Annotated in this window: 10 protein-coding genes and 1 riboswitch; of the genes, 1 reads left to right on the top strand and 9 read right to left on the bottom strand. The window is 28.3% G+C overall.

Annotated features, from left to right (window positions below; all coding sequences use genetic code 11):
- Positions 1-11: 11 nt before the first annotated feature.
- The 8 genes from FRIFI_RS01560 to FRIFI_RS01525 form a co-directional block, all read right to left on the bottom strand.
- On the bottom strand, positions 12-1,379 hold the full coding sequence (locus FRIFI_RS01560; protein WP_092922924.1) for a cation:dicarboxylate symporter family transporter: 1,368 nt from the start codon (positions 1,377-1,379) through the stop codon (positions 12-14).
- Between the two features lie 128 nt (positions 1,380-1,507).
- Entirely contained in the window at positions 1,508-1,843 is a 336-nt protein-coding gene (locus FRIFI_RS01555; RefSeq protein ID WP_092922921.1) for a winged helix-turn-helix transcriptional regulator, read from the bottom strand.
- Between the two features lie 137 nt (positions 1,844-1,980).
- A complete protein-coding gene (gene rpsD / locus FRIFI_RS01550) occupies positions 1,981-2,574 on the bottom strand; it encodes a 30S ribosomal protein S4 (protein ID WP_092922918.1) in 594 nt (197 codons plus the stop codon).
- Positions 2,575-3,264: 690 nt separating this feature from the next.
- On the bottom strand, positions 3,265-3,768 hold the full coding sequence (nrdG, locus tag FRIFI_RS01545) for an anaerobic ribonucleoside-triphosphate reductase activating protein (protein ID WP_092922915.1): 504 nt from the start codon (positions 3,766-3,768) through the stop codon (positions 3,265-3,267).
- A 16-nt stretch (positions 3,769-3,784) separates the two neighbouring features.
- Positions 3,785-5,914, bottom strand: coding sequence for an anaerobic ribonucleoside-triphosphate reductase (gene nrdD, locus FRIFI_RS01540; protein WP_166504818.1), 2,130 nt, complete (start codon positions 5,912-5,914; stop codon positions 3,785-3,787).
- A 420-nt stretch (positions 5,915-6,334) separates the two neighbouring features.
- Positions 6,335-6,715 (bottom strand): hypothetical protein, encoded by a 381-nt coding sequence (locus FRIFI_RS01535; protein WP_092922909.1) that lies wholly within the window; start codon positions 6,713-6,715, stop codon positions 6,335-6,337.
- A 207-nt stretch (positions 6,716-6,922) separates the two neighbouring features.
- Positions 6,923-7,135, bottom strand: a complete 213-nt coding sequence (locus FRIFI_RS01530; protein WP_092922906.1) for a hypothetical protein — start codon at positions 7,133-7,135, stop codon at positions 6,923-6,925.
- A 176-nt stretch (positions 7,136-7,311) separates the two neighbouring features.
- Entirely contained in the window at positions 7,312-9,879 is a 2,568-nt protein-coding gene (locus FRIFI_RS01525; protein ID WP_166504817.1) for a cell wall-binding repeat-containing protein, read from the bottom strand.
- 190 nt (positions 9,880-10,069) lie between these two features.
- A riboswitch (Lysine riboswitch) is annotated at positions 10,070-10,240 on the top strand.
- 276 nt (positions 10,241-10,516) lie between these two features.
- Here FRIFI_RS01525 and FRIFI_RS01520 point away from each other — a divergent pair.
- Positions 10,517-11,983 (top strand): amino acid permease, encoded by a 1,467-nt coding sequence (locus FRIFI_RS01520; RefSeq protein ID WP_166504816.1) that lies wholly within the window; start codon positions 10,517-10,519, stop codon positions 11,981-11,983.
- A 44-nt stretch (positions 11,984-12,027) separates the two neighbouring features.
- Here the strand turns inward: FRIFI_RS01520 and FRIFI_RS01515 are convergent, their stop codons facing one another.
- Positions 12,028-12,936, bottom strand: a complete 909-nt coding sequence (locus FRIFI_RS01515) for a LysR family transcriptional regulator (RefSeq protein ID WP_166504815.1) — start codon at positions 12,934-12,936, stop codon at positions 12,028-12,030.
- Positions 12,937-12,961: the final 25 nt, after the last annotated feature.

The raw sequence follows: 12,961 nt of genomic DNA, 5'->3' as shown, positions 1-12,961 counted from the left end.
TATAGATTTTATTAACTTATTTTATCTTTTTCAATTTTATCTAATGAACTAGCAACTGCTATTGCTGAAGCCATAGTTCCATTAACATTAAGCATTGTACGTCCCATATCTAATATTGGATCTATAGCAAGTATTCCACCTAATAGCGGGAAATATGCTCCCATACCCATACCTGATATAACTACTGAAACTGACATTGTTGCAGTACCTGGTATCCCAGCTATTCCTAACGAACTTATAGTTATTACTATAAGTAACATGATATAAAAACTAAAGTTCATAGGAGTACCAGACATATTAGCTACAGTAATTGCCATTAATGCTGGATAGATTCCTGCACAACCGTTCATTCCCATATTAGAACCTAAACTTCCTACAAAACTTGCTATACCTTGATCTACTTTAACATTATCTGTAAGTGTTTCTATTGTTACAGGCAATGTTCCTAAACTTGATCTAGATGTAAATGCTAATATAAGTGGTTTAGATACATTTTTTAAGTATTTTATAGGATTTACCCCACTTAAAGTTATTATTACTAAATGTACAATAAACATTATTGCTACACTTACATAAAGAGCTATTATAAAGTCCATAACATCTAATATTGATGTTACACCTCTATCTATTATCGTAGTAGCCATTAAAGCAACTACTGCATAAGGCATTAGTTTTATTACTGTTATAGAAACACTTATTATTATTTTATAAAATGCTTCTACTAAATCTACAAATGGTTTTATTATTTCTGAATACTTTTTATTAAGTCTCTTTACTGCTATACCTAAAAATCCTGCAAATATTACTACTGCAACTACATTAGCTTGTGCCATTGCATTTACTGGATTTGATGGTAATAAACCTCTTATAGTATCGACTATTGGTGTAACCTCTCTTATTTCTCCACTTTTTACTATCGCTTCGTGTCCTACTCCTAAGTTAAATAAATTTCCAACTACTATACCTATTATTGCTGCTATCGCTGTTGTTCCTAATAACATTACAATAGTCTTTCCTGTTAATTTACCTAGGTTTTCACCTTGCTTTAAGTTCATTATTACTCTTACTATTGAAACAAACACAAGTGGAACTACTAACATTTTTAATAAATCCATAAAACCATATCCAAATAGCCCATACCATTTAGATACTTCTGTTAACCAAGTTACCTTAGTAGGATCTTCTGGGAATCCTGCTATAGCATGGACTAATACTCCTAGTCCAATCCCTAATACTATTGATAAAATCATTAATTTATTAAATTTTATCTTTTTACTTAATTTATTTATTACAAAAAACATTCCTATTAAAATTGCTATTGATATTAAAGTCATATAATTCGTGACCATAAGAAATTCTGAAAAAAACGTATAATTCATGTATTGCCTCCTTCCGATTATTTTTATATAAAGTAAATGAGCTCATACCTGTTTTTTATAATATAACAAGTATGAGCTCTTGTATCAACTGGTAACTTTTTTGTAACCAGATTAATATCTATATAAAATTAACAATCACATTTAATATGTTTGTTACTCCAAAGTATCATAGTTTCCATTATTGGAAGTAACGAAACACCACATTCACTTAAATAGTATGTTGATTGGATATTATTTTTTAATTCTTTTTTGTCATTAATTACTATTCCATTTTCGATTAAAAATTCTAATTGTTGAATTAACATCTTCTTGCTACATCCTTCTATGCACCTTTGTAATTCTCCAAATCTTTTTTTATCATTACCAATTTCCCATATTATTTCACATACCCATTTTTTTCCGAGTATGTTTGATATGAATTTTAATGGACAATTATTTTGCTTGATATTGTTCAAACTATACATTAACGACCTCCTTTTAATTATTTTATATAGATTAGCTTATAATATAACTATCATTTTGTCCATTTTTATCTTTATAAAATACTTAAAATAAAAAAATTACCATAAACCCTAAGATTTATGGTAATTTTATATTTAGATTATTTTGAGTAGTACTCAACAACTAAAATATCGTCAATTTCTATTGGTACTTCATTTCTTTCAGGCTTTCTAGTAAGAACACCTGAAAAGTTCTCTATATCCTTAGTTAAGTAAGGATATTGGCTAGTAGCATTTTGTTGAAAACTATCTTTAAACATTGTATTTTTTTGAGATTTTTCTCTTAAAGATATAACATCTCCTACTGACACTCCATAAGAAGGTATATCTACTTTTTTCCCATTAACTAGTATATGTCCATGAACTACCATTTGGCGAGCTTGTCTTGTAGAGCTTGCTAACCCTAATCTATATACTAAGTTGTCTAATCTACATTCTAACATTTGTACTAATGCTGTACCTGTAGAGTCTTTAGATTTCATCGCTTTTTTTACATAGTTAGAAAATTGCTTTTCTAACACACCATAGTAAGCCTTTAATCTTTGCTTTTCTAATAACTGTACTCCATATGGTGAAAGCTTTTTGTCCGCTCTAGACGTTCCTTTTGTAGCTCTATCCATTGCTTTTGGATGCCCACATACATTTAACCCTAGTCTTCTACATTGTTTAAATCTAGGTCCCATCATTCTTGCCATAATTATCATCTCCTATAAAATCAGAAATTTGCCGCGATAATTTTAAGCCTATTTTTAATATATCATAATTTTTATTTTTTGTAAATGAATTTCATTATCATTTTTTAAAATAAAAACCACGATATGAATCGTGGTCTTTATATAGAAGTTGTGTAGTTATATTAGTAAATTAAGAGTATAATTAGCATAACATTTATAATGTAATTTATCATATAGGGGAATATTATACTTTCTGTATTAAATCTAATAACGTGCTGAAGATCATCGGATTTAAAAAATTTATGTAAGCTATGATATAATTTACACTTTTATGTTCACTTGCTAGTAAATTACTCATTAATTCTCTATTTATTTAAAGTATATCATAATTAATCATTTTTGTAAATGATAATAATTATTAATTTCATTTTTTGAAACTAAACGTTAAAGTACTCTATGAAATTACTTCTTCTAGCATAATAATTTTTTATTTTGTAAAAAATTCGCTTCGCTTAAGCCACTGCGTGGGCGCTACACTTCATGTCACCAACGACTTTGTCCGTTCCTCAAATGTCACGTTTTACATTTTCAATCTTATTGACATATTTTACTTTCATGAGTTGTTAACATTTTTGTGCTTAATATAATTTACTTACATGTAAAAAATGCATCAAGATAAAATTTATATTTATCTTGATGCATTCTACATACTTAACCTAGCTCATAAAATACTATTTTATTACTTAATAATGTCTTTTTTACGTCTATAACTCTTTGATTTGATGAACCTCTTAACATTAGGCTTAGATTTCTATTGTTTTCTTCAAACTTACCATCTATTAATACATCTATATATTTTAATACTTTCTTTTGACTTTCATCAAAATTTTCTAGTGTATATCCACTCCATAGGTATATCATTTTATTTGGGTAATGTTTCTTAAATTCTTTGCATAAATTAAATACACCTTCTACATTTTGAGGGCATAATGGCTCTCCTCCTAATATAGATAAGTCTCTATCTATATTATTTTTATTTATATTATCAATAATATATTGTAAATCTTCTTGTGTAAATTCTTGACCTCCGTTAAAATCCCATGTTTCTCCATTGAAACATCCTTTACAGTGGTGGGGACATCCTTGTGTCCAAAAAGACATTGTTACTCCAAGTCCATTAGCTATGTCATTGTCTTTTATTTTGGCAAATCTCATATTATCACTCCAAATTCTATAAGTGAAGTACTCTCTCACCTATCTCTTGAGTACGTCCTTTACCCCACATATTTGCCCCAATGTATCCACAAGTTCTTCTCATAACTTGCATTTCATCTTTATCTCTGTTTCCGCAGTTTGGACAATACCATTCTAAATCCTTATCAAGCTTTATTTCACCTGTGTATCCACATTTATAGCATATATCTGGCTTAGTATTTATTTCTGCGTATTGTATATTGTGATAGATGTAATTTATTATTTGCTCTACTGCTTGTAGGTTTTTACTCATATCCGGTACTTCTACATAACTTATACATCCACCTAAACTTATGTCGTGGAATTGACTTTCAAACTTTAATTTTTCAAAAGCATCTATTTCTTCAGTTACGTGAACATGGTATGAGTTTGTATAATACATTCTATCAGTTACATTTTTAATTTCTCCGAATTTTTGCTTATCTATTCTACAGAATCTTGAAGTTAAACTTTCTCCAGGAGTTCCGTATAATCCAAATCCAAGACCAGTTTCTTCCTTCCAACTTTGGCAAGCATCATTTAAATGGTGCATAACTTCTAATGCAAATGCTTCCCCTTCTTTAGTTGTATGACTTACACCAAGCATTGCTTGAGTCATTTCATATACCCCAACATATCCTAAAGAAAGAGTTGAATATCCATCCTCTAAAAGAGCGTCTATCTTCTCTCCTTTTTTAAGTCTAGCTATTCCTCCATGTTGCCAATGTATTGGAGATACATCTGATTTTACTCCTTTTAATAAATCATGTCTAACCATTAAAGCTTCTTTACAAAGTTCTAATCTTTCATCTAATATCTCCCAGAATTTATCCATATCTTTATTTGCAGTTAATGCAACTTGTACTAAGTTTAATGATATTACACCTTGATTGAATCTTCCATACCACTTATAATTTCCATTTTCATCTTTCCATGGAGATAAGTGACTTCTACATCCCATAGGTGGGAAAGTATTTCCTTCATAATTCTTTCTCATTATTTTAGCACTTTGATAATCTGGAACTAATCTTTTCGTATTACATTTAGCTGCTAGCCTTGTAATATAGTCATACTTACCACCTTCTAGGCAGTTATGTTCATCTAATAAATAAACTAGTTTAGGGAATTCTTCTCCTACTTCTTGTCCTTTGTAGTTTTTCATTCCTTCTAATCTTTGCGCTATCATTTCTTCGCAAATTAAAGCCATTTCCCTTTCATATTCATGACCTTCTTCAATCTCTAAATATATAGTTGAAAATGGTGATTGACCATTACTTGTATATAACGTTGATAATTGATATCTTATAGTTTGTATACCTGCTTTTAGCTCCTCTAACATTCTTTCTTCAGCTAATTCTTTAGCCATTTCTTCAGAATACTTTTCTTTGTATTTATTGAAATATTTATCATACGATACTCTTAAAAATGGTGCTATATGCTTTATAGTTATAGAGTTTCCACCATATTGACCGCTTGCTATTTGAGCTATTATTTGTGTTGTAACTGTACAAGCTGTTGTAAATGATTTTGGTGATTCTACTAATTTATTACTTATTACTGTACCATTATTTAACATATCTTCTAAGTTTATAAGCATACAGTTATGAATTGGTTGAATTGCATAGTCCATATCGTGATAGTGAAGTACACCTTCATCATGGGCATGCGCTATATGTGCTGGTATTAATTTTCTTCTTGCTATATCTTTTGAAACTTCTCCAGCTATTAGGTCTCTTTGAGTAGACGCTAATAATCCATTTTTATTTGAATTTTCATTTATAACATCTTCATTACTATTGTCTAGTAATCCTAATATACTTTCGTCAGTTGTATTCACTTCTCTTTTAAATGACTGTACCGCTCTATATCCTTCATAAGCTTTCGCAGTCAATTCGTGTTTATAATCTATTAACTTCTTATATACCATATCTTCTATTTGATATACTGTCGGCGAAGGTGACTTTTCATAACAATTTTCTTCTATTTCGTTAGCTATTTTTTTAGCTATTTCTTCTTCATATATACCGCTACCATATTTCATAGCATTTAGTATTGCATTTTCGATTTTTATTTTATCAAACTCTGCAACCTTTCCATTTCTTTTTATTATATTTAATTTTCTGGTCATAAAACTCTCCTTTTGCCTAATATTTCTTGATGTGTTTGTCAAGTCTTACTAGATAAAAAAACAATAACTTTTTTAATAAAAAGTATTGACTTTTTTGTTTTTCAGCACTTTACTTAACTTTGCATAAGCACTATATGTAGTAACACAACCTCTATTTTATACCATATATAGTGTATATTCAAGCTATTTATATTCACTTTTCTTATACCCCTTGATACCACCTAATTCTAGCTTAAATTTTATATTTTTCAGTAAATTTCCTTATTTTTTTATATTTTTTTGATAATTTTATAATATCTCGATGTAAATAATCTAATAAATATAAAAGTAGCTATAGATCATATTTACCCAAATTTTTATACAAATAAAATTTATTTTATACTAAAAAGACACTTATATCATTAAATAATATAAGTGTCTTTATATTCTATATCCTAAAAATAAACAAGAATCATGATTAGAGATACTATCCCATACATTAAATAAATTGTCATACAAATATTTATAAGAATAGACTTTATATAATTTAGAATAAGCTAAAACTATCCCCCATTGATAAGTTCTATATACATTATTTCTATGTATATATGGTTTAATCTTCTCTTTATTATAATATATGTATTCTTTCTTTAATGACGTTTTAATTTCTTTTAATATTTTCATAGCCTCCTTTTGCTTTCCCTGTGATATGAGTTTCATACCTTCACTAGACCTTGAAATATAATAATCTATATTCTCAATCATCTCTTCTTCTGAAACTAACCTTTTGTCAAATTCTAAAACAATACTTTGGTTAAACATATGAACTCACCTCTTTATTAATATACTTTTACAAATTTAAACAAATTCCTTTAATTAATCCACTTTTTTTATATCTTTGTATTTATTATTTAAATATATTAAAAAACACTAACTTTAATAAGTTAGTGTTTTAGTAAATAATCTAAATAGATACTTATATAAACATATAATACTTAAATTATATACCTTTATAAATACCTATTTAATTTATTTATTTACTTTTCTTTCTTCCCTTTTTTCTTCAAACTTTTCTTTTTCTAATTTTTTCATAGATTTTTGATGAGCTTTAGCTTCTTTTTGTGCTTCTTTGTAATTTCTTTCGCTGTTAATTTCGAATTCCTTTTTATCACATTTCTCAGATTTTCTTTCTATCTTTTTAGCTTCTCTTTCTTCTAATATTATTTCTTTTTCCAACTTCATTTTAATATCTCCTAACTACATTCTTTAAATTCTTCAATTTCTTTTTTACTTGAATTAAGCTTTCTATCCATATATATTAATTTTATTCCCATATTTTTACATATAAAACATATAAGTTAGATTTTAAACAAAAAAATACTAACTTTACTTGTTAGTATTTTTTATAAAGAATTTAGTTATTTGTTTAATATATCAATTATTTGACTAAATGAATTTTCATTTCCATTTCCACCAACTTGAGTTACTTCATTTGTTTCTTTAGATGATAAAATTTCTTTTTGCTTCCAATTTAAATTACTTCCAACTATTACAATTGGAGAGTTTTTCTTAGCTGCTAATACTCCTGCTGATAGGGCGTCAATTAAATCATCTTGTTTATTTATGCCATCTTTTGCTATAAGTATGTCTTCTAGATTTTTTTCTTTATAAAAGTTCTCTAAAATTAAAGCATTGGTTTCATTTCTATCATCTCCACCTATTCTTTTATAGTTAGGTAATTTAGTTGTTATATCATTAGATATAGTACTTTGTCCACCTATAACATAAGATGTTTGTATATTGTTTTGTTTAATAAACTTATTAATTTTATCAAAATTTTCATTTTGTGATGTTAGTATTATCGGCATATTCTTATTGGCTGCGACAGGTGCTATACTAACTGCATCTGCTAATCCTTTAACTCCATTTACAACAGCTATATTTGATATGTTACCTAATCTTTTAGCTATTTCTAATGATGTGTCATATCTATCTATTCCACTTATTCTATTTACCTTAAATCCATCATATTCAAGCTCATTTACTATATTATTCGATACTGAACTTGTACCTCCAATAATATATATATTTTTAGCTTTTAGTCTCTTTATCTCTTGTTCAATATTATAATATAAGCTGTCATTTGGTGTTAGAAGTATTGGCGCATTTATAGATTTTGCAAATGGTGTGGCTGAAAGAGCATCTGCTATAGAACTTGAATTTACTAATACTACATTATCAGAAGTATCCCAACCTTTTTGACTTATCATTATAGATGTTTCATATCTAGTTTCTCCTACCATTTTACTTATAACTACTTTAGGATTATTTGAGCTTACCTTCATTATCCCAACAGCTTTTAGAGCATTTTCTACTGTTTCTTTTTCACTTGCTGTTTTAGCTTTTAATAATAATACTTCTCCTAGATGATTAAAATCTGATTGAGAATATAAGCCTTCTGTAAGTGCATCATAGAAAAGTTTACCCATTTTTTCTTCTCCGATACCTTTAACATTAATACCATATTGTGTTCCACCTTCAGATATTAGGTAAGCTAATTTATTTATTATACCACTATTTTCATGTACGTAATCATTGTCACAGCTATCATTATGTACATGAGACCTTCTACAGATTTCCATATTATCTACATTATCTATATCTGGGTTTTTCATGCTTCTTAAGTATCCATATTTTGAAAAATCTTCTCCTATAGTCCAATTTTTGCTTGATTTATAAGTATGTTCTACTAAAGTACCAAAAATATCTCCATATGCTTCGTTTATAGCGCCTGATTGAGATACATAATCTAAATTAGCAGTATGTCTTACTACTGAATGAGTATATTCATGTCCAATTACATCTAATGATCCTGCAGAATCATAAGTTGTTGAGTTTTCATTTCCAAAAACTAGTATATCAACTCCATTTACTAGACTGGAAAATGCATTTCCTGGCTCATTTACATTTACAAGTAATTCTGGCTTACTTCCCTTTCCATCTAGCCCATCTCTATTGTATTTATTTAAATAAAAATCGTAAGTTTTTCCTACATGGTAGTTTGCATCTACAAACTTTCCATCGCTCTTTTCTAGTTTTGTGCTAAAATATTTTATATCATTATCCATGCCATAAGGAATTTTATTTTGATAATAATATTGATAAAAATATTGACCTTTTATATCTAAAGTTTTTATAGGTTTTGATCCTCTACTTAAATCTATAAAATAATACCCGTCTTTAAAGCCTGCTTCACCTTGTCTATGTATTACTTGTATTTCTCTTTCATCTCCAAATACACCTTTTGCTTTAATTTTTTCTGATTTGATTATATTGTTTGTGTTTTCGTATTGATTTATTATATCTCCACTGTTAGCATCTATAAATACAATTTTGTTATAAATTGTTTTTCCTATTATATTTACATCTACTTTGTATGCAAGTTTATATTCTTCTTTACTTTTATATAAATATAACTCTACTTTTTCATTTTTATTTAATTCATTTTTTAGTTCAAGTTTTTCCTTTGCTATCTTAAGTGCATCATCTTTAGTTAAAGTCGGATTATAGTTAAATCCTTTTAATGTCTTTGATGTTGGCTCTATATATCCTGAAATTGATTTTATATTTCCGTCATAATCTACGCATCCTACTAAATCTGAACCATAGATAGGTATATTATTTATATACTGTTGAAGTCTTACTATAACCTGAGAATCATTTTTATCATCTTCTTTTGATTTGACTTTGAAAGTAGAAGTTTTTTCTACATTGCTTAAATAATTAATTAGGATTTGTTGAGGTGATATACCTTCTTTTTTCTCTTCCTTTATATTACCACTTACTACAAATGGTTCCGATTTTTCTATAGCTTTTTTTAATTCTTGTTTTTGCATATCCTCACTTGCAAAACTCAAACTAGTTAGATTTATAGTTATTAAACATAGTGTTGTTATGCTTGCTATGCTCTTTTTTAATAATGTCACTTGCTTTCCCCCTCAATTTTCTTTATTTAATGCTTTTGCTCCTTGTTATATTTTTACTAACTATGTTAACTCTATTTTAACACTTGCAATTATTGTTAGTAAACTTATTATTTATTGTTTTTGTACAAAATCTAATCTTTTCTATTGACTTATTTTTTGTTTTGGTTATAATTTAAAACAACAAGTAGATAACTGAGATAGAGGCGCGAAATTTAAGAGTAGTATTATGGAGGTAAGCTCAATGAAATAATACAAAAGGAAATTTCGCCGAAGTAAATAGTTAATGGCTTTGATACTATTTACTGGGCTTATGTAAAATATGCATAAGACTGTCACATTTTTGTGGAGAGCTATTTTCAATGAAAACGTACGGTACGTTGTATTTTTTGTATATAATTTACGTATTTTTGTCATGGGTATAGTCTCATGGCTTTTTTTGTATACAAAAACCTTATGTAAACCTAAAATTACTGATAACTTATATAAGGTATATCAATAACTCAATAATATAAAAATATATCTGAGTAACCGTCGAAGTCGTTAGCGACATAAACTAAGCGCATTTTTATTGTTAGATAAATTTTATTATCTTAGTTACTTACTTATGGAAAATTTACACCATAAGGAGGATAATCAAATGAGTGAACAAAATCAAGAATTAAAAAGAGGATTAAAAGCAAGACATCTAAACATGATAGCACTAGGTGGTTCTATTGGAACAGGTATATTTCTTGCAATGGGAGATACTATCTATCAAGCAGGACCTGGTGGTGCATTAGTTGCATATGGTTTAGTAGGCATTATGGTTTATTTTTTAATAACAAGTTTAGGTGAAATGGCTACTTTTATGCCAATCTCTGGATCTTTTAGTTCCTATGCTACTAAATTTATTGACCCAGCACTTGGGTTTGCACTTGGATGGAATTACTGGTACAACTGGGCTATAACAATAGCTGCCGAAATGGTTGCAGGTTCTTTAGTTATGAAATTTTGGTTCCCAAACATACCAGGAGTTTACTGGAGTTTATTATTTTTAATAATAATTGTCGGATTAAACTTCCTATCATCAAAAGCCTACGGTGAGTCTGAATATTGGTTTGCTGGTGTTAAAGTTGTTACTGTAATTATATTTTTAATAATAGGTGTATTAATGATAGTTGGTATAATTGGTTCTGATGAAATAGGATTTCATAATTATTTTATAAAAGATGGACCTTTCCATGGTGGAATAAAATCAATCTTTGCCATTTTTCTAGTTGCAGGATTTTCATTTCAGGGAACCGAACTTATAGGAGTTGCTGCTGGAGAAAGTGAAAATCCAGAAAAAACTATTCCTAGGGCTATAAAATCCATATTTTGGAGAATATTAATATTTTATTTAGGAACGATAATAGTTTTAGGTGCTATAATACCTTTTACACAGGCTGGTGTTTCTGAAAGTCCATTTACTATGGTATTTGAGAAAGCAGGTATAGCTGGAGCTGCTTCTCTTATGAATGCAGTAATATTAACATCTGTATTATCTGCTGGAAATTCTGGTATGTATGCATCAAGCAGAATGCTTCACTCTATGGCTAAGGATGGACTTGCTCCAAAGCTATTTGCTAAGACTAATAAAAGAGGTGTTCCTGTAAATGCTTTAATATTAACTACTATAGTTGCATCTTTTTGTTTCTTAACAGGTGTATTTGCCGAAAGTACTGTTTATGTTTGGTTAGTTGCTGCATCTGGCCTTGCTGGATTTATAGCATGGGTTGGAATAGCAATATGCCATTATAGATTTAGAAAAGCATATACTCATCAAGGTAATAATTTAAAAGATTTAAAATTTACTGCTAAATGGTATCCTTTTGGACCTATACTAGCATTAATAATGTGTATAGTTATAATAATAGGTCAAGGTTATTCTTGTATTAAACCAGATGGCATTGACTGGAGTGGTTTAATAGCTTCTTATATAGGTATACCTCTATTTTTAAGTTTATATATAGGTTATAAAATTAAGCACAAGACTAAACTTATCCCTCTTCACAAGGTTGATTTAACTTATGGAGAAGATAAAAATTTAGATAATATAGAAAAAAAGATCCTTGAATTAAATTAATAAACATAAAAAATGTAACTCCTTTAACTTAGGAGTTACATTTTTTATGATGAAGTTATATAATTTCTATCAACATATTCTAATATATAATCTCTAAATAACTTTGCTATTGGAGGTATATATGAATTTTTTAAATAACTCATATATATTATTCTTTCCTTAATAGTTTCTTTAATATTTATTTTAGATAGTGTATTTGTATTGATAGTTGGTGAATCAGGAACTACTGAAATCCCTGCTCCAGCAGATACTAATCCTTCTATTACACTTCCTATATTAGCTCCTTTTGGCTGAATTGATATTTTAGGGGTATACCCTAAAGCATCAGTACAAGAAAGAATCCTATCTTTACTACCTTCACAAAATGCTATAAAAGATTCATTTTCTAATTCCTTTAAAGATACCTCTCCTCTACCGGCTAATTTATGATTCTTTGGTACTATTAATATATACTCTTGCTTTTTTATTGGTATAGATTCTATATTAATATCCCAAATAGGTTCTGTATGATTATCATAGAAACCAATATCAATTTTTCCTTTTTTTAAATCTTCTATTATTTCAGTTACAGACTGTTGGTTAAATTGAAACTTTACATTAGGGTTATCATTTAAGAAATCGCTTATTATAAAATTCATAAAATAAGCTCCTACTCTAGATGTAGAGGAAATAGAAACTGTCCCTGTAGTATCACTAACCATTTCATCTAATTCCTTTATCCCTTTTTCAATCTCTACCAATGCTCTCTCTGCATGAACTAAAAATAATTTCCCAAACCTAGTTAGTTTGACATTTCTGCCACTCTTTTCAAATAAAGGGACTTTTAGTTCTCCTTCCAACTTTGCTATTGATTTACTTAATGCTGGTTGAGTAACTAATAATAACTTTGAAGCTTTAGTAAAATTTTCGGTTTCAGCGACTGTTTTGAAATACTCTAGTTGTTGTAGGTTCATTTTCTACTCCTTTTTATAATTTATC

The organism is Romboutsia hominis, assembly GCF_900002575.1.
GTDB lineage: Bacteria > Bacillota > Clostridia > Peptostreptococcales > Peptostreptococcaceae > Romboutsia_C > Romboutsia_C hominis.
The sequence above is the reverse complement of the archived record's forward strand: the minus strand, read 5'-3'. Positions and strand labels throughout refer to the sequence as shown.

Coding starts and splice junctions, on each gene's coding strand:
- FRIFI_RS01555 (WP_092922921.1), bottom strand. CDS start 1,843: ATGTATAGTTTGAACAATATCAAGCAAAATAATTGTCCATTAAAATTC.
- FRIFI_RS01535 (WP_092922909.1), bottom strand. CDS start 6,715: ATGTTTAACCAAAGTATTGTTTTAGAATTTGACAAAAGGTTAGTTTCA.
- FRIFI_RS01560 (WP_092922924.1), bottom strand. CDS start 1,379: ATGAATTATACGTTTTTTTCAGAATTTCTTATGGTCACGAATTATATG.
- nrdD (WP_166504818.1), bottom strand. CDS start 5,914: ATGACCAGAAAATTAAATATAATAAAAAGAAATGGAAAGGTTGCAGAG.
- FRIFI_RS01515 (WP_166504815.1), bottom strand. CDS start 12,936: ATGAACCTACAACAACTAGAGTATTTCAAAACAGTCGCTGAAACCGAA.
- rpsD (WP_092922918.1), bottom strand. CDS start 2,574: ATGGCAAGAATGATGGGACCTAGATTTAAACAATGTAGAAGACTAGGG.
- nrdG (WP_092922915.1), bottom strand. CDS start 3,768: ATGAGATTTGCCAAAATAAAAGACAATGACATAGCTAATGGACTTGGA.
- FRIFI_RS01520 (WP_166504816.1), top strand. CDS start 10,517: ATGAGTGAACAAAATCAAGAATTAAAAAGAGGATTAAAAGCAAGACAT.
- FRIFI_RS01530 (WP_092922906.1), bottom strand. CDS start 7,135: ATGAAGTTGGAAAAAGAAATAATATTAGAAGAAAGAGAAGCTAAAAAG.